The 26,705-nt window shown below is 54.2% G+C and carries 26 protein-coding genes; 15 read left to right on the forward strand and 11 right to left on the reverse strand.

The window, feature by feature from the left end:
- Positions 1-4: 4 nt before the first annotated feature.
- The 8 genes from ACMAZB_RS04805 to ACMAZB_RS04840 all read left to right on the forward strand — a co-directional run bounded on the left by ACMAZB_RS04805 (position 5) and on the right by ACMAZB_RS04840 (position 9,004).
- On the forward strand, positions 5-1,213 hold the full coding sequence (locus ACMAZB_RS04805; RefSeq protein WP_435219623.1) for an acyl-CoA dehydrogenase family protein: 1,209 nt from the start codon (positions 5-7) through the stop codon (positions 1,211-1,213).
- 22 nt (positions 1,214-1,235) lie between these two features.
- Positions 1,236-2,744 (forward strand): class I adenylate-forming enzyme family protein, encoded by a 1,509-nt coding sequence (locus ACMAZB_RS04810; RefSeq protein ID WP_435219624.1) that lies wholly within the window; start codon positions 1,236-1,238, stop codon positions 2,742-2,744.
- Between the two features lie 42 nt (positions 2,745-2,786).
- On the forward strand, positions 2,787-3,566 hold the full coding sequence (locus ACMAZB_RS04815; protein ID WP_435214914.1) for an enoyl-CoA hydratase/isomerase family protein: 780 nt from the start codon (positions 2,787-2,789) through the stop codon (positions 3,564-3,566).
- Positions 3,567-3,594: 28 nt separating this feature from the next.
- Positions 3,595-4,737, forward strand: coding sequence for an acyl-CoA dehydrogenase family protein (locus ACMAZB_RS04820; protein ID WP_435214915.1), 1,143 nt, complete (start codon positions 3,595-3,597; stop codon positions 4,735-4,737).
- 42 nt (positions 4,738-4,779) lie between these two features.
- Positions 4,780-5,610 carry an enoyl-CoA hydratase-related protein gene (locus tag ACMAZB_RS04825; protein ID WP_435219625.1) on the forward strand — a complete coding sequence of 277 codons (831 nt, stop codon included), beginning with the start codon at positions 4,780-4,782 and terminating at the stop codon, positions 5,608-5,610.
- Positions 5,611-5,643: 33 nt separating this feature from the next.
- A complete protein-coding gene (locus ACMAZB_RS04830; RefSeq protein ID WP_435214918.1) occupies positions 5,644-6,045 on the forward strand; it encodes a nuclear transport factor 2 family protein in 402 nt (133 codons plus the stop codon).
- A gap of 259 nt (positions 6,046-6,304) precedes the next feature.
- A complete protein-coding gene (locus ACMAZB_RS04835; protein ID WP_435214919.1) occupies positions 6,305-6,736 on the forward strand; it encodes a cupin domain-containing protein in 432 nt (143 codons plus the stop codon).
- A gap of 186 nt (positions 6,737-6,922) precedes the next feature.
- Positions 6,923-9,004 carry a PQQ-binding-like beta-propeller repeat protein gene (locus ACMAZB_RS04840; protein ID WP_435219626.1) on the forward strand — a complete coding sequence of 694 codons (2,082 nt, stop codon included), beginning with the start codon at positions 6,923-6,925 and terminating at the stop codon, positions 9,002-9,004.
- Positions 9,005-9,183: 179 nt separating this feature from the next.
- Here ACMAZB_RS04840 and ACMAZB_RS04845 read toward each other — a convergent pair whose 3' ends face one another.
- Positions 9,184-9,297, reverse strand: coding sequence for a hypothetical protein (locus tag ACMAZB_RS04845; RefSeq protein ID WP_435219627.1), 114 nt, complete (start codon positions 9,295-9,297; stop codon positions 9,184-9,186).
- A gap of 418 nt (positions 9,298-9,715) precedes the next feature.
- Here ACMAZB_RS04845 and ACMAZB_RS04850 point away from each other — a divergent pair, with 418 nt between their 5' ends.
- The 3 genes from ACMAZB_RS04850 (at position 9,716) to ACMAZB_RS04860 (ending at position 13,164) form a co-directional block, all read left to right on the forward strand.
- The gene (locus tag ACMAZB_RS04850) at positions 9,716-12,031 is read left to right on the forward strand and encodes a TonB-dependent receptor (RefSeq protein WP_435214922.1); all 2,316 of its coding nucleotides are present in this window, start codon (positions 9,716-9,718) and stop codon (positions 12,029-12,031) included.
- A 155-nt stretch (positions 12,032-12,186) separates the two neighbouring features.
- On the forward strand, positions 12,187-12,669 hold the full coding sequence (locus ACMAZB_RS04855; protein ID WP_435214924.1) for a cupin domain-containing protein: 483 nt from the start codon (positions 12,187-12,189) through the stop codon (positions 12,667-12,669).
- 72 nt (positions 12,670-12,741) lie between these two features.
- Complete coding sequence (locus ACMAZB_RS04860; protein ID WP_435214926.1) at positions 12,742-13,164, forward strand: nuclear transport factor 2 family protein; 423 nt, start codon at positions 12,742-12,744, stop codon at positions 13,162-13,164.
- Positions 13,165-13,337: 173 nt separating this feature from the next.
- Here ACMAZB_RS04860 and ACMAZB_RS04865 read toward each other — a convergent pair whose 3' ends face one another.
- The 6 genes from ACMAZB_RS04865 to ACMAZB_RS04890 are packed head-to-tail and all read right to left on the reverse strand — an operon-like array spanning position 13,338 to position 18,149.
- Entirely contained in the window at positions 13,338-14,051 is a 714-nt protein-coding gene (locus tag ACMAZB_RS04865) for a hypothetical protein (protein ID WP_435214928.1), read from the reverse strand.
- A gap of 40 nt (positions 14,052-14,091) precedes the next feature.
- A complete protein-coding gene (locus tag ACMAZB_RS04870; RefSeq protein WP_435219628.1) occupies positions 14,092-14,520 on the reverse strand; it encodes a nuclear transport factor 2 family protein in 429 nt (142 codons plus the stop codon).
- Positions 14,521-14,546: 26 nt separating this feature from the next.
- The gene (locus ACMAZB_RS04875; protein WP_435219629.1) at positions 14,547-15,845 is read right to left on the reverse strand and encodes a hypothetical protein; all 1,299 of its coding nucleotides are present in this window, start codon (positions 15,843-15,845) and stop codon (positions 14,547-14,549) included.
- The gene (locus tag ACMAZB_RS04880; protein WP_435219630.1) at positions 15,794-16,459 is read right to left on the reverse strand and encodes an NAD(P)-binding protein; all 666 of its coding nucleotides are present in this window, start codon (positions 16,457-16,459) and stop codon (positions 15,794-15,796) included. Before ACMAZB_RS04880 ends, ACMAZB_RS04875 begins: the two co-directional genes overlap by 52 nt.
- Before the next feature lie 24 nt (positions 16,460-16,483).
- Positions 16,484-16,888: a nuclear transport factor 2 family protein gene (locus tag ACMAZB_RS04885; RefSeq protein ID WP_435219631.1), complete on the reverse strand. Its 405-nt coding sequence runs from the start codon at positions 16,886-16,888 to the stop codon at positions 16,484-16,486.
- Between the two features lie 43 nt (positions 16,889-16,931).
- Positions 16,932-18,149 carry a cytochrome P450 gene (locus ACMAZB_RS04890; RefSeq protein ID WP_435219632.1) on the reverse strand — a complete coding sequence of 406 codons (1,218 nt, stop codon included), beginning with the start codon at positions 18,147-18,149 and terminating at the stop codon, positions 16,932-16,934.
- A 161-nt stretch (positions 18,150-18,310) separates the two neighbouring features.
- On the opposite strand from ACMAZB_RS04890, the gene ACMAZB_RS04895 reads away from it, so the two are divergent.
- Positions 18,311-19,495, forward strand: a complete 1,185-nt coding sequence (locus ACMAZB_RS04895) for a thiolase family protein (RefSeq protein WP_435219633.1) — start codon at positions 18,311-18,313, stop codon at positions 19,493-19,495.
- Between the two features lie 44 nt (positions 19,496-19,539).
- On the opposite strand, the gene ACMAZB_RS04900 is transcribed toward ACMAZB_RS04895, so the two are convergent.
- The 4 genes from ACMAZB_RS04900 to ACMAZB_RS04915 all read right to left on the reverse strand — a co-directional run bounded on the left by ACMAZB_RS04900 (position 19,540) and on the right by ACMAZB_RS04915 (position 24,369).
- Positions 19,540-20,292, reverse strand: coding sequence for an SDR family NAD(P)-dependent oxidoreductase (locus tag ACMAZB_RS04900; RefSeq protein WP_435219634.1), 753 nt, complete (start codon positions 20,290-20,292; stop codon positions 19,540-19,542).
- A gap of 39 nt (positions 20,293-20,331) precedes the next feature.
- Complete coding sequence (locus ACMAZB_RS04905) at positions 20,332-21,612, reverse strand: FAS1-like dehydratase domain-containing protein (RefSeq protein WP_435219635.1); 1,281 nt, start codon at positions 21,610-21,612, stop codon at positions 20,332-20,334.
- Positions 21,613-21,931: 319 nt separating this feature from the next.
- On the reverse strand, positions 21,932-22,690 hold the full coding sequence (locus ACMAZB_RS04910; RefSeq protein WP_435219636.1) for a DsbA family protein: 759 nt from the start codon (positions 22,688-22,690) through the stop codon (positions 21,932-21,934).
- Between the two features lie 26 nt (positions 22,691-22,716).
- Complete coding sequence (locus ACMAZB_RS04915) at positions 22,717-24,369, reverse strand: hypothetical protein (RefSeq protein ID WP_435219637.1); 1,653 nt, start codon at positions 24,367-24,369, stop codon at positions 22,717-22,719.
- A gap of 132 nt (positions 24,370-24,501) precedes the next feature.
- Here ACMAZB_RS04915 and ACMAZB_RS04920 point away from each other — a divergent pair, with 132 nt between their 5' ends.
- The 3 genes from ACMAZB_RS04920 to ACMAZB_RS04930 all read left to right on the forward strand — a co-directional run bounded on the left by ACMAZB_RS04920 (position 24,502) and on the right by ACMAZB_RS04930 (position 26,693).
- A complete protein-coding gene (locus ACMAZB_RS04920; protein WP_435219638.1) occupies positions 24,502-25,614 on the forward strand; it encodes an NAD(P)-dependent alcohol dehydrogenase in 1,113 nt (370 codons plus the stop codon).
- Between the two features lie 35 nt (positions 25,615-25,649).
- A complete protein-coding gene (locus ACMAZB_RS04925; protein WP_435214946.1) occupies positions 25,650-25,976 on the forward strand; it encodes a DMT family transporter in 327 nt (108 codons plus the stop codon).
- A 63-nt stretch (positions 25,977-26,039) separates the two neighbouring features.
- Positions 26,040-26,693 carry an SDR family oxidoreductase gene (locus ACMAZB_RS04930; protein WP_435214948.1) on the forward strand — a complete coding sequence of 218 codons (654 nt, stop codon included), beginning with the start codon at positions 26,040-26,042 and terminating at the stop codon, positions 26,691-26,693.
- The last annotated feature ends 12 nt before the right edge of the window (positions 26,694-26,705 follow it).

Genomic DNA, 26,705 nt, shown 5'->3' on the forward strand with positions numbered 1-26,705 from the left:
GGCTATGGATTTCAGTGATACCCCTGAAGAGGCGACTTTCCGCGCGGAGGTAAGGGCATGGCTCGACGCCAACGGCGCTGCTCTGCAGTCAACCGTTCCTGATGAGCTGTATATCGAGGCCGATATAGAACGCTGTCGTCAGTGGCAGCGTAAAAAGGCAGACGCGGGTTATGCACATATTGTGTGGCCCCGGGAATATGGGGGCATGGGTGGCACCTGGATGCAGGCGGCTATCTTTGACCAAGAAGAACGGCGCCTGCCGCGGCCTTTCAATTACTTTTCTGTTGGTATTGGGCAATGCCTGCCACCCATTATGACTTACGGCTCTGAGGAGCAGAAACAACTGATTCCACGCACTCTGCAGGGGGAATTGATTTGGTGTCAGCTGTTTTCCGAGCCCAGTGCTGGGGTGGATCTGGCGGCGGTGAGAACCCGAGCCGTTCGCGAAGGGAGTAGCTGGAAAATAAGCGGCCAAAAAGTATGGACCTCCGGCGCGCACGTCTCCGACTACGGCATCTTGCTCGCGAGGACTGATCCCGAACTACCAAAACACAAAGGCTTGACCTTCTTTGTGGTGGATATGCGCCAACCGGGTGTGGAAGTTAAGCCCATCAAACAAATATCTGGCCACAGTGAATTTAATGAAGTCTTTCTAGATGGTGTGGTGCTGCCAGACTCTTGTCGTCTCGGTGAGGTCAATCAGGGGTGGCAGGTGGCCATGCATGCGCTGTCCGCAGAACGCTTTAAGCGCCTTAACACGCGCATGCCGTCCATGTTGTCGGTCCTCGATCTGGCCCAGCACTGCGACATTGAGGGTAAATCTGCGATAGAGCGCGATGATGTCAGACAGTATCTCGCGGGAGCGCTGGCTAACCAGTGCGCTTTGGAAAATTTTATGTCGCGCATTTTGACGGTGCTTTCCGAAGGGGGCGAGTTGGGTGGCGAGGCTTCCATACTGAAACTGATGTCCTGTCAGCTGAATCAGGACCTCAGTGCCTACGCCATGGACCTGTTTGGCGAGGAGGGAACAATTCTCGATGAACACGCCCATGCGCTACAGGACGAGCTCTACGATGCCTATCTGTGGACGCCAGGTCTGCGAATTGCCGGTGGGGCAGACGAAATACTCATGAATATTATCGCGGAGCGAACCCTAGGCCTGCCGGGGTCACCGCGTCTGGACAAGGGCAAGGCATTCAAGGACCTGTTATGACAACAGTTGGACAATACAGTATATGAGCAAGTTGAGTTTTGGTCAGATCATGCGCCGCAACTGCGAGATCGATGATCAGGCCGGGGTCATGGAGTTTCAGGGCCAGTGGTATGACTGGGCCTTTCTGGCCGAGACTATTGACGGTCTGGCAGATATCTTTCGAGAATTCCAAGTCCCTGCCGGCGCTGAAATTGCCGTTGTGTGCCGCAATCGCCCTCATCAGGTTGCCGCATTTTGTGCCGTGATCAGCAGTGATCGCTGTGTTGCGCCAGTCAATCCTTTTGCCTCTGCTGAAAAAATTGTCGCTGATTTGCAGGACCTTAAGGCGGCGGTCGTCATCGCCAGTTCGGCGGACTGGGAGTCGCCCGTATTACAGGCCTTCGCGAGGGAGAATAAAGTACTGGGGCTTAGCCTAGATGAGTCGCGCAATACCGAGCACCTCTCGGTGTTGCCGACCCGTCAACCCGCTGACCCGTTGATATTGGCGCCCCAGAATCCGGGAGTGGCGGTACTGATACAAAGCAGTGGGACCACTGGAAAACCCAAACGGATTCCGATGTATGCGGCCAAGCTCAGTGCGGCGTACGGCAATATTCCTGCTGGGATGACCGCAGACGGCGGCGCAAAAATAAAAACCAAACCGGCGCTTATCACCCAGCCCCTGGTGCATATCGGCGGCTTGTTCTGGGTCGTACATTCGTTGCTGGATGCGCGTCCTATTAGCCTGTTAGACAAGTTCAATGTGGCGCAGTGGGCACAGGCGGTGGAGCAGTATCAGATCCGAGTATGCTCATTGGTGCCCGCCATGATCAACATGGTGCTGGAATCTGATTTGCCGGCTGAAAAAATTTCAAGTCTGATCTGCGTGCGTTCCGGTACTGCGCCGCTGTCGGTGAATGCGCAACAGACCTTCGAGCAGCGATTTGGGATTCCCATATTGCCGACCTACGGCGCCACCGAGTTCTCTGGCGCTGTTTGCGGTTGGACTTTGGAAGCCAAGAAAGCATTTGGTGATGTCAAAGCGGGCAGTGTAGGCCGTGCCTACGACGGCGTTGGTTTGCGCATTGCCGACCCAGAGAGCGGCGAGATACTACCCATGGGTGAGACAGGGATATTGCAAGTCAGGTCTCAACAAATGGTAAATGAACATGACTGGGTGTCTACCACAGACCTCGCCAGCATCGATGCCGATGGCTTTGTCTGGCTCAGTGGTCGTGCCGACGCAGCCATTAATCGCGGGGGCTTTAAAATTATTCCCAATGAGGTTGCGGCCATCCTTGAGGCGCATGCGCAAGTAAAGGAGGCCACTGTTGTCGCGATGGATGACGCGCGCCTGGGCCAGGTGCCCGTGGCGGCGGTGGAGCTTTGCGAGGGTGCAAGCGGGGTCTCCGAGGCGTCGCTGAAAACCTGGGCAAAAGAGAACATGACCAGCTACTTTGTGCCCGTGCGCTTTGCCATAGTAGATGCCTTGCCGCGCACATCTTCCATGAAAGTGAGTCTGATGGATGTAAGGCGCCTGTTTGACAGTTAACGCAGGCTAAATTTCCAGCGAGTAACCCCCATGAGAGGCACTATGTTCGAAACGATAAGCTACGAGACCCAAGACGATCATGTGGCCACGGTGACCATAAATCGACCGGACGCTATGAACAGTTTCAACAGCCAGATGGTTGAAGAAATGGCCGCGGTCTGGGCGCTGATTAAGGCCGATGACCAGGTGCACGCGGTGGTGATCAGGGCGGCTGATGGCAGGGCATTTTCCACGGGCAAGGACGTCAAGGAAGCGGATTCCGTCTGGCGGGAGGGAGTTGTGTGGTCCCAGTGGGATCCGGGCAAGAAGCTGGGGCCCAAGCAGAACGACATGTGGAAGCCCATTATATGTGCAGTACATGGCTTGTGCTGTGGGGGTGCGTACTACTGGCTCAACGAATCCGATATTGTGATCTGCTCAGAAGATGCAGAGTTCTTTGATCCTCATGTGAGTTTCGGCATGGTCAGTGCCTGTGAGCCTATTGGCCTGACACGTCGGATTGCCTACGGCGAAGTCATGCGCATGAACCTGCTGGGCAATGATGAGCGAATGTCATCGGCTACAGCCCTGCGAATTGGCCTGGTCAGCGAGGTGATGGAATCCCGGGAAGCCCTGTGGGCGCGGGCAGGGGAGCTGGCGGCCAAGGTCGCCAGTAAGCCAACCTTGGCGACCCAGGGCACCGTGAAGGCCGTCTGGCAGTCCTTGGATTCTGGGCTCTCAACGGCGCTCGACAGGGCCATGCTCTACATTCAGGTCAATAACCTGATGGACGGTCAGGTTGACCACACAACGGCGAAAAAGTCGCCCCATGAAGTGCGCTGATGCGTGCTAAGCATATAGACATGCCACGATGAAATTCGATTTTAACGAAGACCAGCAGTTTATCCGCAACGACGCCCGTCGCTTCTTGGCCGACCGCTGCCCAATGGACGAAGTGCGCCAACATCTTACCAGCGACCCCGCTGTTATCAGCCCGTTATGGCAGGAAATTTGTGAGTTGGGTTGGCCCGGAGCTGCGACACCTGAAGCCTATGGTGGGCTTGGCATGGGTTACCTGGAGCTGTGTGTACTGGCGGAAGAGTTGGGCAGAGTGGTGGCACCGGTGCCCTTTTCCTCGAGTATTTATCTTGCGGCTGAGGCGATTTTGCAGTTTGGGTCTGAAGCGCAGAAGCAACAGTATCTTCCCCGGTTAGCGTCCGGTGACATCATCGGCACTCTGGCATGGAGCGACTCCCGTCAACAAGAAGTTGTACTTGAGGGCGATGTGATTACTGGCACAAAACGCCCGGTAGCGGGTGGCACATTGGCAGACATTGCCGTCGTCAGTGCACTGACACCACAAGGCAAACAGGTTTTGGTGTTGGTGGAATTCGCAGAATCAACGGTAGCTAGTGGTAAGCAGGTGCAAAGGGAGGCCCTAAAGTCTGCAGACCCCTCCGTGCGTAACGCTCAACTCACTTTCGACCGATGCCCCGCACAGATACTGGGTAATAGCGATCGCAGATCGTTGCCCGCGCTGCTCGATCGGGCGGCCGTGCTACTGGCCTTTGAGCAGATTGGGGGTGCGGATCGCTGCCTTGAATCGACCGTTGATTACGTCAAGGAGCGCCAGACCTTTGGCAGGGCGGTGGGTTCCTATCAGGCGGTAAAACATAAGCTCGCCAGAATGTATGCCCAAAATGAGCTGGCGCGTTCCAATGCGTATTACGGGGCTTGGGCTCTAGCGTCCGACAGTGGCGAACTGCCCATTGCGGCTTCGGCAGCACGCATCAGTGCCACCGAGTGCTTTGAGTATTCTGCACGAGAAGGTCTGCACCTCCATGGCGGTATGGGCTACACCTGGGAGGTCGACTGCCACCTATATCTCAAGCGTTCCCGAGACCTAGCTTTGCGCTTGGGCAGCTTGCGGCAATGGAAAGAAAAATTGATCAGTGCAACCCTGGCCGCAACACGTGCCCCTGCGACGACTCCCACTTGGCTGGCCAACTCGTGACGCAGCCTCCGCATCAGCGACACTCAAACATTGAGCGATTCTATGAAACCTGAAGACTTCGAGAAAATTAGCTATCAGGTATCTAAGGGGGTGGCGCTGGTTACCCTCAATAACCCGGATCGGCGCAATGCTTGGGGTGGTCGAATGTCTGTGGAATATCGCTGGTCGCTGTACAACGCGCATTTAGATGACGGCGTTAGGGTGGTAGTGGTTACTGGCAGTGGTGCAGATTTCTGCGTAGGGGCTGATTCAAAGGAGCTTAATTCGATCGAAAGGGCCGGTGGCCAATACCAAAAAAGTCAGCTCGATCTGCCCCCTTACCCGGAAAATACACCCGAGCAATTCCGACGCAATCACGCCTACCCGCTGTGTATCTCCAAGCCGGTAATAGCCGCCGTTAACGGTAGCTGCGCGGGCGTTGGTTTTATTGTCGCGAGCTATACCGACCTCCGTTTTGGTGCTGATAACAACATTATCAAAAGTGCGTTTGCGCGCTTGGGCTTGCCCGCAGAATATGGTCTAGGTTGGATCCTGCCGAAGATTATGGGCAGCAGCAATGCGCTGCAAATACTCCTCGATGGTGACCGGATTGATGGCGCTGAGGCATGTCGTCTGGGCTGGCTGCAGAAAATCTTCCCACCCGAAGAGCTGCTAGAAAAAACAGTCGATTACGCCACCCGGCTGGCTATGGAAAGCTCTCGATTCTCCATGGCTTGCATCAAGCGGCAGGTCAATTTTGACGCAGAAGGAGATTTTTCTGCGGCTTACACCCGCTCGGTTGAGGACATGAATGCGGCAATTAAGTTGCCCGATTTTAAGGAGGGGTTGCGAGCGCTAAAAGAAAAACGGGCGACCAATTTCTTAGATCTATAGGTTTTTTAACACGCTGACTCAAGGAGAATGCCGATGAACGCTGAACTACTGGCGGATAAATTAGAATTAGCCGAAATGGGCGCGCGCTACTGCGATGCCTGTGACCGCAAGGACTGGGATGCAGCTCTGGCCTTGTTTGCGAAAGACGCTCACCTCGATGCCACGGCAGTCTATGGCAAGGCCTTTGATGGTCATGCGCAAATTCGAGCGTTCTTCGAGTCGGCGCCAGACTGTCTCGGGCATCATGCAACGGGCTTTTATTCCGATGTGGTGGACGATACGCGGGCGACTGCTCGACTTAAGATGTTGACCCTGTTCAAGCGCAACACCTTCACCGTTGACTATGACTGGAAGCTGAGCAAGGTGAACGGCGAGTGGAAGATTGCTACACAGAGTTTCAATATCTTAGGCAAGCAGGACATTAGCCCCGCTTGATCGTCGGGGATGGGCCTGAGTATTCGAGACCAGCATGGCCCCACAAAAATACTAGACACATGTGTATAAAATAATTAATCTTTTGGATCTAGGCGTTGTCCTTCGGCTGCGGCACCCCCGGTGTTAAACAACTTTGCCGGAGCTCGACGGATAAGTCCGCTTCGAGTTTTTGGCCGGACTTTTTCGGAACGGGAATACTCGCTTCTTGTAATCAATACCGATTTCGGCCCGAATTTGACGACTTTAGGAACAAGATAATATGAGTGAAAAATCTTCAGCAGGACCACGGGGGATTTTGCCGATTGCCATTGAGCAGGGCATTCTTGAGGGGAAAGGCCTGACTCAGGGGGATATGAGCGAATTTGAAGACTCGGATAATATTACACAGGGCGAAGATGGCTCTGCCGGTTTCAGTATGCACACCTTTCATACCGGTAAGATCATGGTAGCGGTCTATGAAGCTGAGCCGGGTAAGGTCCACATCGACGGTGCTGTTTATGACGAGTTTGTGCAGATCCTCGAGGGGCGGCTAATCCTGACCCCCGACAGCGGCGGGGAATTCGAATTTAAGACAGGTGAGTCTTTGGTTGTGCCGAAAGGGTACAAGGGCGGATGGCACATGCCTGAAAAGTATCGAGAGTTAATCGTTATTGACACTGCGTATCTCGAAGAAGGCAGTGACAATTCTTAACGATGATTCCCTCATCACGCCCTCCAGCTATAACTCACTGCTCGCGGTATGCGACGCAATTGTGTGGTGGGATTGGACGCGATGGATCAAAGCATGTCTGTATCAATAAAGCATGACTGTACCAATGTAGAACTATGGCAGGTCAGTCATAGCTCTGACTGACGCGTAATACTAAAAGGACCGATTATGAATTTGAAAAAGCTTCGCCTGGCAATAGTCGGCGTCACGCTGGTATTTTTTGTGATCGTGGCCAGCGGCTGTGCGATCGACGCAGACGAAGAGCAAGCGCCTTTGCCAATGACGAGCGACGAGGAGTCCACAGACTGGACGTTGCTGGGAAACTCTTCTGACATGCAGCACCACTCCGGTCTGAGTCAGATCAACACTGAGACGGTGTCGGGCTTGGGGCTCGCTTGGGCGGTCGATCTCCCCACCCGGGATGGGCTGGTTGGCAATCCCCTCATCAGAAATGGACGCATCTTCCAGAGCGGGTCGCAGAGCCAGGTGTTTGCCAACGATCTTGAGACGGGAGAACTGCTCTGGACTTACGAACCTCTTGCGGACAGGCCCCCGAGCTCGTTTCTCGAGACCTGGTTGCGAAGCCTAAATAGGGGGCTCGCACTGTACGAAGACCTCGTCATTGTCGGCACCTCCGACTGTCGGCTCGTTGCTATTGATCAAGAGACTGGGATCGAGAAATGGCAGGTGGAAACCTGCGATGGCGAACAAAACCACATGATCACTGGTGCGCCACGTATTGGCGGCGGCAAGGTCTTCATTGGCAACTCCTGTGCTGATATGGGTCTCAATCGTGGTCATGTAGATGCCGTTGATGCGAAGACCGGTCAACACCTGTGGCGCTTTTACACGGTGCCAGGCGATCCAGATGAGCCGCAGGACAGTGAGCTTTACGAGATGGCGTTGAAGACCTGGGGCGACGGGTGGTATGAAAAGACCAGAGGCTGCGGCAGTGTCTGGGACGCTATGGTTTACGATTCCGAGTTGGACCAACTCATCATCGGAACCGGCGCGCCGGCACCTTCGGATCCGACGAAACGCGGTAATGATGCAGGCGATGAGCTCTTTACCAGTGCCGTTGTCGCGCTGGATGCTCAGACGGGTGCGTACCGATGGCATTTCACGCAGGTGCCGGGTAATGCATGGAATTACGAGCCCGCTGTCGGACTCATGATGGCTACCCTGCCGCTCGATGGTGTGGAAAAGCGCGTCGTGCTGAGTGTGCCAAAGAACGGCTTCGTCTATCTCCTGGATGCAAAGACTGGGAAGTTCATTTCGGGGCGTAATTACGTGCCGGTCAACTGGGCGAAAGGCCTCGACGAGACCGGGCGACCGATCTCCGACCCGGCTGCACGCTATTGGGAGGCGGCCGAGGGCGAGCCTACGATCATACTACCCAGCAACGCGGGTGCGCACGACTGGACTGCGCTTGCCTTTGACCCACAGAAGAACGTGCTTTTCATCCCTGCGATGACGATGCCAGAACGCCGCGAGCGTAATGCCACTGGCGAGTTTAGCTACGATCACCGGCAGGCTGACGACGGAGACCCACAAGGGCAGGCCTTTGGGGAGCTTGTTGCCTGGGATCCGATCAGCCAGAGCAATGTATGGCGTCATCGCAATGCTTTGCCCTACAACGGCGGTGCGATGCACACGGCGGGAGGGCTGGTCTTTCAGGGAACAGCCGAGGGCTACCTGAACGCCTACGACGCTGCCTCGGGAGAGCAGCTGGGATCCTTCACAGCCGGAGGGGCCATTCGCGCTGCTCCTGCGACAGCGGTGGCAGGCGGTCGCCAGTACATCATTGTGCCGGCAGGTGCGCCCTCTACGTCCGCCGCCTCGGCCGGACTGACAGACTACAGCTCGACGCGGGAGTCGCGCAGTCGGCCGCGGCTGTTGGCCTTTGTCTTGGGAGGTGACGCTGCTACGCCCCAGTGGGCGAGCCAGCCGACCTTCACAAAGCCTATGGTCGATCGGTATCCCGCTGAGATGTCAGCGATGGGGGAGGCGATATACGAGGGCGCGGGATGCGTGGCATGCCACGGATACGGCGGCCAATCTGTCGGTGGCGCGGCACCCGATCTGCGTGTGCGCCTGCCCGTAAATATCGAGCACCTGAAAGCCGTGCTGGGTGGAGCACTCGCGCCCCGTATGCCCGAAATAGCGCTGGACGACGCCAGCACGGAGGCGCTATACGCTTACCTTGTTAACACCGCCTGGAACGCACACGAAGGTGGCAATGCAAAATGATGGTCGGCCGTGGGGTGAGCGCTTGGTGCGGCCACCACGGCCACTTCAAAACATCGCGGCTTTGCACGACATCGAGGGTTGAAGTTTTTCCTTCACCGTGAAGAAGGCAATAGGCTACCAACCTTGGGCTTTCATCATGGCTTTGGTTTCGGCAACAACCTTCTCTCGATAATGGGTCGTCATATTCCACGTGCCCAAAAAGCCCTTGAGACAAGAAAGTTCTCGCCCGCTTTGAAGTTGTTTCGTTTGCCATCGATGTGAGTCAGTGTGACTTCTCCCTGCAGGACATGCACGTATTCGTCACGAGGGGAGTTTTTTTTATTTCGAACAGCACAGGCATTGATTCATGCACGGCGATAGTGACTTCGCACGAGTGCAGAACCTTCATTCAGTTGGCTTGCGGTCCTCCTCGCTCGTCCTCGGGGAAAGGCGGAATCTTATCGAGTGACGCTTTCATAACGGCGTCTGGATATAAAGGGATGAGCTCTGGAGCGCCTGGCTTTACGTGCTTGCTACTGCCAGGGGCAGCAGGAGCTTTAACAATATTCTTTTCATCATTCTCGCTTCCTAACTTGATTTAAATTAGGAATCCACTTTACATGTCATATGACATGCCAGTATTAGTAGACAGTCCTGTAAAACAATAATATACTTTACATTGCTGTATAAATAAAAAATGAGTTACACACATAACACGGCGGGAGTGGTGAAATGAAAACCCTACGAAAAACCCTGATTGCGACGGCGATAGCCGGTTTTGTCACGCCTTTTGTGGCCCATGCTGAGCTTGAAGAAATTATTGTCACTGCCCAGAAGCGGGAGCAGAGCCTTCAGGACGTGTCTATCGCGATCTCAGCGTTTGACAGCACACAGCTGGCTGAGTTGGGGCTGACGAGCCTGGAGCAACTGCCCCTGATAATTCCCAACGTGGAACTCTCTGATGCTAGAGGTGCTGGTCAGCCCACCTGGGTTATTCGTGGCGCAGGATTGGAGGACTTTAACACCAACAACACGCCAGTCTCCGCTATTTTCTACGACGAAGTGTATATGACCTCGAACGCGCTCGGCGGCATCGGCTTGTTTGATGTGGACCGCGTCGAGGTGCTCAAAGGTCCGCAAGGTGGGCTCTATGGTAGAAATGCTACGGGCGGCGCCATCAGAATTCTATCTGCGAAGCCTGACATGAACGAGACAAGCGGTTTCGTGCGAGGGACCTATGGTCAATGGGATCGATGGAGTCTGGAGGGTGCCATAGGCGGACCCATTATTGAAAATAAACTGGCCTACCGGCTTGCGGTCAATACTGATCAGGGTGGTGGTTGGCAGGATTCTCTGACGACTCCGGAGGATGACGAGCATGGCGATCGCGATTTTCAGGCGGTAAGAGCGCAGCTGTTATTTACCCCCAGTGATGAATTAGAAGTTTTACTCAAAATCGATTCTGGTAGGGATCAGTCGGAAACCACCATGCCGCGCTTGACGGGTACGTACAGTACTGCCTATGACTTTGATTATTGTGGTGCGATCTACCAAGGGAGGCGTGATGACTCGAGCTGTATCGGGTTCCATAACCTAGTTGATGCGCTGTATGGATTTACGCTGGGTCTGCCGACTCCCGCTGACCAGAAAACCAACGGCGAAACGGTGGTCTCTAACCCTATTAATAGGCTGGATAACGAATGGACGGGTTATAACCTCAACATTGATTGGGACCTAGGAAGTACCACTTTCAAATCGATCACGTCTTACTACGAGTACGACTACTTCCAGTTCTTCGATTATGACGCCACACCACTTGTCTTTGTTTCCAGTGTCGATGGCTTCCCTGATGGGATCACCAACTTCGAGCAATGGTCCCAGGAGTTTCGTCTGACATCTACTAGTGACGGGCCTTTGAGCTGGCTTGTGGGTGCCACTTATGCAGAAGATACCAACGAGAGCCAGCAAGCCTTCTCGGTGCAGGCATTAGCAGACTTGGGCTTTGTGGAGTTTCAGGAGGCCACCGCTGATTACACGCAAGATACCGAAACCTGGGCGCTGTATGGCCAAGTGGGATATGACTTAACCGAGCGCCTAAACCTTCATGGTTCGCTTCGCTACACGGATGAAGACAAGGGCATTAACTACCTGTCAACGGTCTTTATTAGTGGGTTTGCGGTTCCTCTTGGTGATGTCGAAGGTTTTGAGACCTCTTTGGAAGAAAACTGGTCCGGTCACATTGGCTTGGATTGGCATGTATCTGACCACACCATGGTGTACGCCAGACTGTCTCGGGGCTTTAAGTCGGGCGGCTTCTTTGCGGCATTTACCGACAACAATGACCAGCTGACACCCTACGCCGAGGAGATCAACGATTCGTACGAGATCGGTATCAAGTCGAATCCTACCGACGACCTGCAGATTAACGCGGCGGCGTTCTTCTATGACTACCAAGACGCTCAGGGGGGAATTATGGTTCCATCAGATGGTTCCCCTTCGGGCACCCTCTCGACGATTGGCACAGTGGGTGATGCCGAGCACTATGGCGCGGAAGTAGACCTGTTATGGGCGCCGTCTAGCCTGCCCGGTTTTCAGCTTGGTGTGTCTGCGGGCTGGCTTGACGCTGAGATAAGCGACTCAGATGAAACGTCTTTAGATCAACTCGGCCAGGTCCAGTCTCTGCAGGGTGTGGATCGCCAGTGGTCACCTAAATCGAGCTACACCATCAGCGCCCGACAGGAAGTCACCTTTGCGGGCAATCTGCTCGGTAGTATTGGAGCGATATATAGTTGGCGCGACGACCCACTCACTCGGGCTATGCAGCTAGGGGACGTGGATTACGGAATGATACGGGTCGAAGCCTATGGCCTGCTGAGCCTGCGCATTGCGCTGGCACACCTTGACCAGGGCTGGCAGATCGCGCTCAGGGCCGACAACCTGGCGGATGAAGAGTACGTCACTATGTCTTCTGGAGACGGTGGTGGTAGCTACTGGGATGTGCCCGGCCGGCCCCGGAGTGTGACGGCTGAGTTGCGGTACGATTTCTAGATCGCGACACCCTATCACTGAAACCGCTGGGCAACTGCTCGCGGTTTCACGTTTTGTTCAGAAGCTAAAGATGAATTCATGCCGAAGTTGACAATATTGCAATCGGTACTGATTCCCAATTTTTCACAACGCGCCTCCACTTTTGGTATCTGATTATGTACTACGCCACGGTCGTTACGCTGTTACTGCTTATCTTCTCTGGCCAAACCGTTAACAGTCAGGAGTCATCTTCAGAGCCAGCGCCAGTGATGCCGATTGCCATTGATCAGGGCTATCTGGAAGGCAGAGGACTGACTCGCGTTGATCCATCAGAGTTCGATGGCGAAAATGTAACGCGAGATGATGACTTCACTTCGGATTCCTATACCCACGCTTTTTACGCTGGGAAAATCTTCGTTGCCGTCTACGAGGCTGGGCCCGGCAGGGTCTACATTGATGGTGCTGTTTATGACGAATTTGTTCAAGTTTTGGAAGGGCGCCTCATACTCACTCCCGATGGCGGGGATGCTATCGAGTTCAAGCAGGGCGAGTCCTTGGTGGTGCCCCAGGGGTATAAAGGTTATTGGTACATGCCTGAAAAGTATCGGGAGCTCATCATCATCAATACAGATTATGCTCAAACAGAAGGTGGGCCATAAATAAATGGCCCTCTGCCCCAATGCAGTCTCAGCGCCTTTGAGACGTGTTCGTATCGACGCAGGCACGGCCAAATGACCGATTCAAACGCTACGGCCAGCCCTGAAGAGGTGGTCAGGGCCTATTACGCGGATATTTCGGCGGGCCGCTTTGACAGGGCTGCTGCGCGTCTGTCACCTGATAGCACGCTCTGGATTCTGGGGGAGGGGCACTGGCCACTGGGCGGCCGCCATGATCTCTCCAGCCTGAAAAAAATACACGCTACTGTCGCGGAACGCTTTCCCCACGGTCTGACGGTCACTATCACGGGTATGACCGTCGAGGGTGAGCGCGTTGCAGTAGAGGCAGAGTCCTTAGGTACGCGCATTGACGGTGAGATCTACCGAAACAGCTACCACTACTTGATACTTGTCAGAGGCGGGTTGATCTGTGGGCGGCGCGAGTATCTGGATACTATCCATGCTAACGAGATGCTTTGTGGTCCCCTCGGTAATTAGTCCAAGGGCTCACTGAAGCTGTCTATGTTGCTGTGGGGGAAGCTGTGTCGTTGCTCAGCCTGCTGAGTACGCCGCCGCAATAGCGCAGTATTTTTAAGGCTGGGGTTCACTTTGACTCGGTTCGAACCAGACCATGCTATCTCTAATCGCGTTAATGAGAGTGACGCTTTATATTATGCCGGTGCGGTTTTTGATTCTCCGCGGCAGTAAACCCCCATGGCAAATGCCCCAACCCAGGCTAGCAGCATGAAAGTGCTGTAGTCGGTGATTTCACTCAGTGGAATTATACCGGTCACCAGAAAGCCGTAGAAGACGGGATAGATAATACCGAAGAGGCCTAAACTGATAGCGGCGACCTTCGCACTGGTTGAGAGCTGAAACAGTGGGCGAGCAACCAGTAACCCGAACAGAGACCAAAGCCACAGCCCTAGGTAATCGAAGTAGGTGGTCAGGCTGTAGGGATAAGCCTGACTATTGATGGACAACAGTGTCAGCCCGGGTTCCTGGCTGTGTGCACCAGCGGCCAGGTCTTGAGCGATCAGGGGGACGACCCAAAGCTCGGTGCCCTTAGTGATTATGATCGCCATGGTGCCCAGCGCGAGCATGATACCGCCAGAGACTGCGGCCAGGGGGTTAACGCGGTACACCTTCCAGCAGGTAGCGGCGAAAACCGCGGCAAGTGTGAACACCTGAACAATTTGGGTAACCCAGCTCAGCACAAAGGCGCCGTTGTTCTCATTAAGCCAGGCGATTTTTTCGGCGGCGGTGCTGCCAGCGGGGGCATCATAGACTCCGAACATACTCACGACTGTGAACACGAAAAGAACAATAGCTGAGAGATAGGCAACTTTGTTGATTTGACTGTCTAATCGGGCGGTGGTGCTCATAGCGAGTTCCTCTGACAATGATTGTTAGCTGACGTACCCATTACTTCACTTTTGCCACAACGGCATTGATGTCTAGGTCCAGTTCCACTCGGCGTCGGTGATAGCGCCAGCTACCCTCCGTTCGCTTCAGTTCATCGATGTACCAGCCTGATGCGACAAATTCGTTGCGCGTTCCTTCTCCGTCCTGGAGCACCGTGAGCATGCGTACACGTTGCCGAGCGGTGTCATTGGTGATGTCCAGTTCGGGTTCGGTGGTAACGTGCACGGCTGTTGTCGTGGCATTGCAGCGGGCCGCAATTTGCTCACGCCCGACGTAAATTCCCTCGCCACAAATAGTGAACTCGGCATCTTCGGTGAAGAGGTTGGCGTACGACCTGCCGTCTGCGAGGTCGGCATAGCGGTTGTACTTGGCATTGAGTTGTCGTATCGCCACATAATCCGAAAGGTATTGCAGCTCGTTATTCTCCATGACCAAATCTCTTGAGGGTTTAATGGTTATGCGGCGCTGTCATCTGCCTTCTGCTCGCTCCCCAGCTGCTCATTGACGGCGCGCCAGGCTGCATCGATCGCGCCGTTGAGGTAGGCCTTATTCTCAGAGTCAGAGTTTGCAATGCTGATACGGCCATAGGGTTTGCGACCCAGTTCGTGGGGGGCTTTGCCCGTGGGCCACTCTGGGTCGTACAGTTCCATGTAATCGTAGGCGTAGCCGTGTGACCATCGGTTAATGGTGATTGCTTCGATGTCCCGGTCGGCGTCGAAGCCGAAGGGGCCAAACATGCCGGTTAGCTGCTCGCGTATGTCCTGCTCATAGTCGGCGAAGGTCGTGGTATACAGTTTATGCCTGGCTTGGCGATACAGGTCGCGGCCGGTCTGGCTGCCGTTGTTCCTGTCCGTAGGCGATGTCAGCATGTAGATGACCATGGGTGAATCGGGATCGTCGTTTGTCTTGTAATCACCGATCGAAACGGGTGGCGCGCTGGATACCAGGTGGTAGTGACTGGTTGGGCAGTGAAATACCTCAACGCCTGCTTTGTTAAAGGCCTGGCGATTACGAATCAGTACGTTGGTCGCCAGCAGTGGCACTTTGACGCTGTAGCGCAGGCTCTCCTTCTGCTCCTCGGGCATGTCTGGGCAAAGGTGGGGGATCAGTCCGTTGTAGCAAGCTAGAACACAATGCTTGGCTTTGACCCGGTAGGCTGCCCCTTTGGTAACGTAGGCTACTGAAACGGTGCCGTCGGGATTGTTGCTCGCGTTAACCGCCGAGCTGTTTAAGCGAAGCTTCACCGGATGGCTCGGCAAGTCCAGTTTGCCGTAGTCGAATTGAGCCGTGACTACGTCTTCAATAGTGCCGCCGGAGGCCACTGCGGGAATCAGTCGACGCACCATTTGCCGGGTCAGGGAAGCATTGCCATCGGGCATCCAGACGATATCGGACTCTTCCATAATCAGGTTGTCTGCGAGAACTGCATAGGCTTCCTCTCCAAGGACACTGAAGCCCGGCACTCCCCACTTAACCGCCTCGGCAATCGATATGGAATCGGGGTATAGGCAGAAGGTGACGCCGATGATGGTGTTCCATAGGGATGAGGTGGGTTCTGCCAGTCCAACGTAATCCGTCAAGAACGTCTGGTAACTCGTGGTCTTGAGGAAGTGTTTGATGTCCTTTTTTGGTATTGTTTTCTGGAGCTCAAGAGTACCCTCCACAAACTCGATGAGCTTTTGTTGCTCGGATTCCGATACCGTCAGGGATTGGATAAGCTCTCGGTAGTTGCCCATGCCGAACCAGGTGCCCATCCAGGACCGTTGATAATTTTGTCTTCACCGAAATGTTTGCTATCGGTATACAGGCCAACGTCAACTTCCGCGTCTGCCATGCCCCAGCCGGGCGCCATGGCATCCCGCACCTTGTTTAGGTCAAAGCCCAGCTCACTGATCAGTCTTTTGGATTGCTGGGAGTAGAGGTGAGAATCCTGGAAGTTACCGCTACCACCAGGACCGAGTAACATATGGCCCTGACTATGAAATTCATTGCGCCGGGCATGGCCGCCAAAGTCATCGTGGTTGTCCAGCACTAGGATGCGTGCATCTTTGCCGGCCTTCTGCTGATAGAACAGGGCGGCAGCTAGGCCGCTGATGCCTGCGCCTACCACGACCAGATCGTATTCCTCGTTGAGCGCCTGATAGCTCGAAGGTTTCTCTCCGCGCCAGGCTAGGGCATGGGAACTTTCGAAAGCACCGTCATGACTGCCGCGAATACCCGTCAAAGCAGGCGGGTAGTAGTTGCCTGCGCGCCCCGATGCTGACTTTACTGCCGCCGCTAGCGCAGTCTGTGGGCCCATTGTGGCCGCGCCGGCCAGACTGACGGTAACGCCGTTGAGAAAGTCCCTTCGTGTGATGTGCTTAGCCAATTTGTTAATTCTCTCTCAGCTGTTTTATTGTTCCAGCAGTTTGTTAAGTAGGTTCGTGTCCAGGAATTCAGTAATGCTGCAGATCTTGCCGTCTCGGTAGCGGAGTAGGTGTACGTACTCGTTGTCGTAAGTCATGCCTGAGCGGCCCTTTGCTGTTCCGTTGAACTGAACAAAGGCGATACCGTCTGCCGTCACAATGTCATTGACGGTGACTGCAACACCGTTCTCATCGATATGCTGGAAGACCTTCATCCAGCAATTTTCCAGAATGTCCTGCATGCCTTTAAATTCACGGCCCAGTTCCGGATGGCCACCAATGGGCCTAAAGGAAATGTCGTCGGTTGCGTACTGAAATGCGCCTGCCAGGTCCCCGCTGTTAATCGCATCGGAAAACGCTGTGTAAACCTGCTCTTCAGTGCTCTTGCTCATGGGTAATCCTGTGTCACTAATATGTCTTTGAGTCGTTGGCTGTTCACCAGGTCAGTGGCAGCCTCGCTAGAGAGACAACGGCACCTAGGTTGACATCAATTTCAGCGCCTTCCTCGATGCCAAATGCCGGCACACGGTTAAGCCATTCCTCCAGTGCCACCCGCATCTCAAGCCTGGCAAGGTGAGAGCCCATGCAGCGGTGTGGTCCAAAAACAAAGGCACAGTGCCGGTTGGGAGATCGCTCGAAGTTCGCTTCCAAGGGATTTTCAAACTCCTTTTCATCGAGACTGGCGACCGCTGTAATGCAGTTGACGAAATCGCCTTTTTTCAACTGTACGCCGTGAAAGACAACGTCTTCGGTGACGCTGCGCCTCACTTCTACCACCGAGTGCATTCGGAAAAATTCTTCGATAGCGCCAGGGATCAGATGCGGGTTGTCCCGCAGCTGCTGCTGTGCTTTTGGATTCGTCGCGAGATAGCGCCAGGCGAAGCCCAACGATGAGGCAACCGTGTCTAATCCGCCGACAAACAGCAGGAAATACATGCCCAGTATCTCCTTGTCGGTGAGCTCACGATCGTCCACCGTAAAACCGAGAATTGCTGTGGCAAGATCTTCTGCAGGATCAGCGCGCTTTGTCGCCAGCATGTCAACGAGGTAATTGTAGATATCCCGAGCCGCCTGAGCGCGGGTTTCAATGGTGTTGGAGACATGCAGCAGTTTGTATTCATAGTCGAGGATTTTGTCGAAGTCCGAAGGCGGCATCCCGAACAGATCCATAAATATTCGCACTGGAAATTGCACGGCAAAGTCATCAATAAACTCACATCGGCCTTGCGCTTGAAACTTTTTCAGTAGCGTTACGGCTGTGGCACGCACGGCATCCTCTCTGGGCGCGATTTCTCGTGGCGACAGCGGCTTATTGAAATGAATTCTGTATTTTATGTGTTCGGGCGGATCGATTTCGAGGGGGATTAGATCAAGTTCCTGGCCCAGCAGAAAGGAAAAGCCTGTGCCATTTTTAGAGGAAAAAAGCTCGGGTCTTTGCAGAACTTCCTTCATGATAGTGCCGTCAGAAATCGACCAGCCACCGGCCCCTTGAAAAGCGGCTGGGTTGTAGAAAATGGGTGGCGCTTCTTTGTGCAGATTGGCAAATACTTCGAATGGATTCTTCTTCAGTTCCGGGTGAGTTTCGCCGTCCAGAGGTAAGACCAATTCTTGCGGGACATGGTCAGGTACCGTGTAATCGAACATGTGGGTCATACTGGTGCGCCTGTAAGTCAGCAGGAGGGCTTGTTGTAAGCTTGTGATAGGCTCAAAGATTACATAAACTGTACACAGCTGTAAAGTTAAATTCAGGCAATCTATATGACGGTGTTACCGCTTACACATGCGCCTTTTTGCACGGGAAATGGGATGGCTTCTTGCTAGATTCGAAACGGGTTGTTTTCAGCGGAGCAGGGCAATCGGCGGTCGGTCGCAAGCTTGAGCGATCTGCAATTGACCTGACGCTCGATGCTTCACTGGAAGCCATTGCTCATGCTGGCCTGAGTGTTTCGGACATTGATGGTCTCTGCTCATACCCCGGGGTACGCAAAGACATTTCTCCCGGGTTTGGTCCGGTAGCGCTGGCTGACGTGAAGAATGCCATGGGGCTTAAGTTGAGTTGGCACTCCGCCGGTTGGGAAGGGCCGGCCCAAGCCGGGGCGATCGTTAATGCCTGTGCTGCTGTGGCCAGTGGCCTGTGTCGCCACGTTTTGGTATTTCGTACGGTGACGGAGGCTTCGTCGGTTACAGCGGATCGCAAGGCTAGTGTTTCAGGAACGGGGGGTGATCGAATTTCGGGTCCCTTCCAATGGATGGTGCCCTTCAGGGGTTACTCAGCCGTAAATACCGTTGCGCTTTATGCCCAGCGGCACTTTCATGATTTTGGTACAACTCGTGAAACATTGGGCGAGATTGCGATCAACAATCGGCGCAATGCGGCGCTGAATCCCAAGGCGGTATTTACTGAGGCGCTCGATATGGATGATTATCTGAGCGCACGCATGATCAGTTCGCCGCTGTGCCTGTTCGATTGTGATGTGCCGGTAGATGCCAGTACGGCGATTATTGTATCCCGTGCCGAAGCCGCGAAGGATGTTACCAGCCCTGTTTATCTTGAGGCGATGGGTTGTGCGCTGCACGGGCAGGATTCCTGGGACAACTATTCTCCAAATCTGACCGAGATGGCTGCCCACGACGCAGCCTGCGCGATGTGGTCGCAGACAGATCTGACCCCTGCAGATGTTGACTTGGCACAGTTGTACGATGGCTTTTCCATGTTAACGCTGTCTTGGATAGAGGCCTTGGGGTTCTGCGGCAGGGGCGAGGCCAGTGATTTTCTGAAGGGCGGGAGCAACATAGCTCGAGAGGGTAGGCTGCCGTTGAATACCAATGGCGGCCAGCTATCGGGGGGGCGCACCCATGGCTTCGGCTACTTTTACGAGGCGATTATGCAACTCAGGGGAGAGGCGGGTGAACGGCAGTTGGCCCGGCGTCCAAGGGTGGCTGCTGTGGCGAACGGCGGTGGTCCGCTCGGTTCCTGTTTCCTGCTCAGAACAGACTAGCATTGCCCAGTTTGGGCGCGGGCTAGCTCGAATTTCTAATCCCATTACATGCGTATGGCACCGTCGAGACGAATGGTTTCGCCATTAAGGTAAGGGTTCTCGGCAATTTGGGTCGCCAGCAGGGCGAACTCCTCGGGCTGTCCCAAGCGCTTCGGATACTGCACCATGCGCTCCAGCCCCTGGCGAAAATCTTCTGGCATGGCCATCATGGCGGGGGTACCCATCAGTCCCGGCGCAATCACGTTGATGCGTACGCCCAGCTCGGCGAGATCCCGGGCGATAGGCAGGGTCATGCCAACAATGCCAGCCTTACTGGCGCTATAGGCAGCCTGGCCCTTCTGACCATCCATGTAGGCCACGGAGGCGGTGTTGATAATAACGCCTTTTTCTTCACCTTCGTTGGCACTCATCTTTTCGACGGCGAGCCTCAGCACATTGAAAGTGCCCACTAGGTTTACATTAATGACGTTTTGGAACTGGTCCAGTGGGTGTGGACCCTTACGGCTACTGTAGGTTTTTGCACTGGGGCCGAATCCGGCACAGTTGATGCAGACATGAATAGCGCCGAAGTCTTCCATAACCTGATGAATATTGGTCGCAACGTTCTCTTCGCTGATGACATTAGTCTTGTAATACTTGATCTGTCCGGGGTGTGCTTCGGCCAGTGTCTTGACGTCACCCTCCTGTAGGTCAAAGACCGCGACCTTGGCACCCTTGGCGAGAAACGCCTTCGCTGCGGCCATGCCCAGGCCGCCCGAGCCGCCCGTGATGATGGCGATTTTATGCTGTAAATCCATGTTTCTCTCCGTCAGTGACTGCTCGACCGCAGATCGGTATTAGGCGTGTTCCTGATTGTATTTGGCGACCTCGAACTGAATCAGATCGGTAAGATTGTCCGCTGGCGGCTGTGGTAGTAGAACCTCGCCATGCTCCTTTGAGGGGAGCAGGATGACGGCGTTGCCCAGGCTAGATTTTTCACCTGCCCGGTTCACGCACCACACGTCTAGGTGCACCTCAAATCGGCCGTCCCGCTCCTGTTTGTCAGTCACCTCGCCATGTAGCCATGAGGTGTCACCCAGAAAGTTGAACTTCCGGTGCTGCACTGAAAATTTCCACAACCAGCCGTCGTCCCCCATCCAGTTGGTCATTAGGTGTGTGAGCCATACCTCGCGTTGACCGCCGTAGTCGTAGGGCCCCGGGAAACCAAGTTCCTTTGCCCAGTCTTCCTGCCAGTGGCAGCGCTGCACCGTATCGGGTACCCCGAGGTGATCCTTAGGGAACAGACTGGGTATTTTTTTGCGTACGTCGTGTGTCAGCTTGAACGCCCCTGGGGGCGAAATCTGCAGGCCCCAGCCCATGTGCCAGAGAATCAGGTCGGTGAGTTTGAGCGGGCCCTTAACCATTTTTGGCAGGGTCTCACCTACAGTCACATCTTCCCAGTAGCGGGGGCTTGCCCCTCTGCGAATGTCGTTCTCTGCCTCGTAGCAGGCATCGATTTCAGCAAGTTCCTCATCACTGTAGGGCTCGGGTAGTGACATGATCTTCTTTTTCTTTTCTTGCTTTTGGTCACCCTTGTCCTGGCTGCGTTCGTTAGCGATAAACAGCCCTCGCCGTGCGGCGACAGGCTCCCCATCTTGGTTTCGCTGGAAGATCCCGCGTACCTCATGAATCGACTTGCCGCCGAAGCGACCCTCTGTCAGTCGGGTGCCGACCAGGGCCTTACGCAAGTAGCAGCGATCCTCTTCCTTTAACGGCTTCCACCATTCGAAAGTCATTTCTGCCTGATAGGCACCCAGCCCGCTGAGTGGGTCCCCTTTAAGCTTTTTCTTAAGTTCCGGGGGCAGGGGAGGGACGTCATTTTCTCCCATGGTGTAGGTAAACCCCGGCGCGGTGATCAGGCCACCCCAGCGGGAATCTTTGGCATAGTTGGCATCACAGTAGAGCGGGTTGTCATCGCCATAGCCCCAGCAGAAATGGCGCGAGCCGTCCTGGGTAACCACGTCATTGTGGTAACGGCGGGGTTCCGGTACTTCTATGCCAACGCGTTCTTGCATCCTGTGCAGTGTCGAGTCAGTAATTTTTCCCGCATCTGCTGGCTCGCTTTGTTTGGCACTCATTGGCTTAGTTCCTATTCACAGATCTGTATTGTATATTAGCTTTACAGTAGTGACTAGTAATATAGGGCGGCGAAATTGTTGGTGACATAGGCAGGGGGTTCTCCTGCTGTGCTAGAGCCAGTATCAATCACCGCGTGTACGCTGGCCCGGGTTTCAGAGTTGCCGTGGGTGATGAGACGAGCTACCCCTGCTCAGTTCGTTCAGCTGCCATTAGCGGGGCTATCTTCCGCTTGAAACTGGTTCAGGTTTGTAGGCAGGGTTTGCCTTTTTAATCACAAAGCACCTCATACGTTACGATTGGTTAGCGCTGGCGAACGTCTTAAATCTGATTGCGCTGACGATCGAGTTCGCTTTTGAGATCGCCAGCGGTTATCCCGCCGCTCAGCTTTGCACCACCTATGATGAACGAAGGTGTGCCCGTGATGTCGAGGACTTCTGCCAGCGCGCGCATCTCCTTTAGGTATTGATGGACCTGCGGGTCGCGCATATCCACCTGCAGTGTTTCGACGTTGAGCCCGACTTCTGCAGCTGTGGCGAAAATCAGTGTCATATCCAGCTCTGAATCTATCGTCATCAAAGCGTGATGGAATTCCGGAAAGAGGCCCTGCCGGTGAGCAGCGACGGCTGCCCGCGCAGCCATGATCGAGTGGCTGCCATAGATGGGAAGTTGGCCGTATACATAGCGAATACCGGGCTCTGTGGCGCGGACCTGTTGTAGCTCAGGGTAACTGACCCTGCACGGAACGCACTGATAGTCGTAAAACTCGATAATGGTGATATCTGTGTTTGCGCTGCCAGAAGAGGGCGTGAGCGGTGATAGCAACAATTCCTGGTGAGCGCTTAATATTGACTGTCGTTCCTCGGCAACCCGACCTTGTCCGCGGCGTAACAGCGCTCTACGGATCGCATCGCTCACTGCTTCATCGTCGAACACGATGTCAGGATGCATGAGGAGGTATTCTCTCACCAGGTCGGGATCAATATTACCCGTTGAGGAGGGATCGGAGTCACTGGAGCCACAGGCTACGGCGGCGAGGACCAAGATGAGCGTGACAAAATTTCTTAGGGCACGGTGCATGCGGTTTTTGGCTTCCTGGCAGTGCGCTACTGATTCGCCTTGATAACAAAAGAGTGCGGCTCGCGTAATGCTGTTGTGATGAGCAGGGAGCCGTCTTCCTGCCATAGGGTCCCAGGAGGTAACGGACCGCCTTTGCTGATGTCACCCAAATATGCTCCGTCCTTTAGTAACGCATAGGTCTTGTCCGTTCCCAACTGACGGACTGTGAACGAGACGGTGCTGCTTGCTGCAGGTCCAGCGACTAGCGTTACGACAAGAGCGTCTTTTTCGCGATCAAAAACGGCCTGCGTGACACTGGCTTCGAGGTAGTCGATATCGCTGATGAACGGGTCTGCGAAGTGGGACTTCTCCCAGGGTCGGTTATAGATCTCCCAGAGTCCGTCCTTCGGATTGATGTTCGCAAAGCCGATTAGGACGTTGCCCGTCAACGGACCCACGTTGTGAATGTACCCCAGCCAGTCCCGAAAGAAGTTGTATATATAAAACCTTGTGTGCGGATAGTAGTAGCCCCCGTCCTTCCACGTCGGCTCGAAGTGCGCGTCGGCGTAATCGATCATTGTCTGTACCGTGTCAGTATCGCCAACCTCAGAAGCTAAGAGGGCAAAAAAACCGAAGTCGAACGAAACGCCCCACCCCATGTTTTCGAAGGGCCAGCCTCTTAGCAATGATGGAAAGTAGCGTTCTTTCTGATCTGGATAAATGCTCTCGATATATTCCTTGTCCCAAACGTGCTGGGCGTGACCATTCCAACCATCAGCCCAGGCATAGGTTGCAGGGACAACTTCATCCTCTTTAACTTTCATAAAATACATCGTGGTATTTGTTTCGGGGTCAATATAGTTACGCTTTTGCATAACCTTCTTAAACTCTTTGCGGACCTTTACCGAAAGCTCCGTACCATTTTCTAGGTCGTAGGACATAAGGCCGAGAATAGGGTGCTGGTTGCACTCGGCGTAAACGGCATTGCGCTCGCACTCAATACCGCGGTAATGATCCTCCTCAAATTGATTGGCGATGACATTGGTCAGTCGATTGAAGTCATATTTCATTTCGATGGGACCCTGGCCATATTCAACCGGTGCGAAGCGAAATGTGAGAGAGCCCGGTTCCTCGTAGCGATTGTCGTCGAACAAGTTTTGGTGCAGGCCCACCATCTGTAAAAGATGACCGCTATACATAATGTTCTTTTTAATATTGGGGTCGATCCAGCCGTACCAGTCATCTTCGGTATAGGTGGTCATGGCCTCCATACCGGCTTCGATTTCAGTGCGGTCCGTTAGATCAAATTTGCTCACATGTGCCCAATAGTCCCACACATCTTTGTAGATCATTCTCTGAATCAGTCTCGCCGATGCGTTCTGGTAAAGGTCGCGATGGGCGGGTGTATAGTGATAGTGAGTAGCAGCTAAGGCGTATTGCGCAAAGGCAATCTGAAACTGGTATGCGTGGAAGTTCATATAGTAGACGGGATCAGTTTCACCCATTAGCGAGAAATCGCCATCAAGCTGGTTTGCCAAATTAATCATGTGGCGCACATGGCCCATCTGCTGGGTCGAGAGTGCGGGATAACTTGCTGGGTCAGGATCTGGATCGGCAGCGAGGCCCGCGCGTGGGATAAGAAGCGCGATTGCCAGAGCTGTTGATGCGAGGAATGCGGCCACTGCCTTTTTTAAATGCATGCTTGTTGTTTCTGCTTTACACGATTGATAACAAAAATGAACGGATGATAGTATCCGGCATGTCATATGACATGTAAAGTGTGAAAAGAAATCTTGAGATAACGGGTCAAATAATTACCAAGGGTAGAAACCATGCCAAGTGAAGCATCAATCGGCGTGAAAGCAGCCGTCATACGCGAGAAGTCCGGGGAATTTCATATTGAGGATTTGTGCCTAGAGACGCCACGCCGTGACGAGGTTCTCGTACGAATAGCAGGTGTTGGAGTCTGCCATACAGACCTCGTGTGTCGAGATCAGTATTTTCCAGTGCCCTTACCCTGTGTATTTGGCCATGAGGGCTCTGGCATTGTCGAGAGCGTCGGGGAGTCAGTCACTAAGGTGAAGCCTGGCGATCGCGTTGTGCTCAGCTATCTCTCCTGTGGTGAATGTGAGCCTTGCCTCGAACACAGTCCGGGATACTGCCACGAGCTCTACGGTTGTAACTTCGCCGCGACTCGTCGCGATGCCTCCACAACCCTGCGCAAGGGTAGTGAAGTTATTCACGGTAACTTCTTCAATCAATCCTCTTTTGCAACCCATGCCTTAGCCACTGAAAAGAACACGGTTAAGGTACCCGACGACGTTCCGCTCGATCTATTGGGTCCGCTGGGCTGCGGCGTTCAGACCGGAGCCGGCGCCGTAATGAACTCGCTCAATCCGCGACCCGGTATGAGTATTGCGATATTTGGCTGCGGCTCTGTAGGGCTCGCCGCAGTGATGGCGGCAAAGGTCGCAGGATGTAGTCAAATCATCGCCGTCGACCCCAATGCTTCGCGCCTTGAGTTGGCGCGTGAATTAGGTGCTACCCATGCTATCGATCCGACCCAGGGCGACCCCATCGAGGGTATCCATCAAATCAGGCCGACGGGTGTTCACTACACGCTGGAGTGCACGGGGATACCCGAGGTCCTCCGGCAAGCTGTGGATTCTCTGACGTTGACCGGGGTATGTGGTCTCATTGGCGTATCGCCTGTGGGCACAGAGTGTGCGATCGATATGAACAGTATTATGTTTGGCCGCAGCCTGCGCGGCATCATCGAAGGTGACAGTGTTCCCGATGTATTCATCCCCAGGTTGGTAGAGTTATACAAACAGGGCCGCTTCCCGTTTGACAAGCTGATCACATTCTACAAACTCGAAGACATCAATAAAGCGGTCGAACACACTGAGCAGGGGAAAGTGATCAAGGCGGTTTTGCGGCCTTAAAGGCCATCATCGGCGTAGTTTTTTCGGAGAGCAATATGGGCTATTGGTACCTGGCAATCGCAATAGTGGCTGAAGTGCTAGCAACAAGTGCACTCAAGGAGTCACAAGGTTTTTCCAAGCTGCTGCCAACGCTGCTGGTAATGGCGGGCTACGGCGCTTCGTTCTACTTTCTCTCGCTTGTCCTCCAAACGATTCCGATAGGTGTCGCCTATGCACTGTGGGCTGGGCTCGGCATTGTACTGATAACCATTGTGGGCGCAGTGGTCTTCGGCCAAAAAATGGATTTAGCGGCCATTCTGGGTATCGCCCTGATTATTAGTGGCGTTGTTGTCCTGCGGGTATTTTCCAGCGCAGACACTTAAGAAGGCCCCAGAACCAATGTCGAGGCATGCTTCAGTTACTGGGTCTCTAACGCGGAATAAAGTATGAGTAAGGTGTTCATTATTGGTGCTACCGGAGGCGTGGGTTCAAGACTGGGTCCAATGCTGGTCGAAGCGGGACACGGTGTGACAGGGCTACATCGTCACCCTGACCAAGCAGATAAACTGCTGAGTGCAGGTATTACCCCTTGGCTTGGTGACATTATGTTCATGTCAGTGGAAGACCTGGCTGCAGCCACGCGGGATTGCGATGTCGTTGTATTCTCGGCCGGTGCCGCTGGCAGTGGGCCTGAGCGGACCACCGCCATCGATGGGGAAGGTGTCATTAAAACTGTTCATGCAGCCCGGGCAAATGGTATAGCGCGTGTCTATTTGGTCTCCGCCTTTATGGATGCGGGTCGCGCTCAGCCGAGAAAAGACGGCTTCGAGCACTATATGAAAGTGAAGCGACAGGCCGACAATGCTTTGGCTCAATCGGAATTAGACTGGGTCATTCTGCGCCCCGGAACGCTTGTCAGTGAGGACGGTAATGGCAGGGTAAACGCAGGACTGGCCATTAGCTACGGTTCCGTAGCTCGAGGCAACGTCGCCAGGATGTTGGCAGCCCTCATCGATACCCCCGCTATTCGTCGAGAAATTATAGAGATTACAGACGGTGATATTCCGGTGCAGGATGCCGTGATGTCGCTCCAAAGATAGTATTTTTACGCT

It is taken from the genome of Luminiphilus sp. nBUS_07 (genome assembly GCF_051201685.1).
GTDB lineage: Bacteria > Pseudomonadota > Gammaproteobacteria > Pseudomonadales > Halieaceae > Luminiphilus.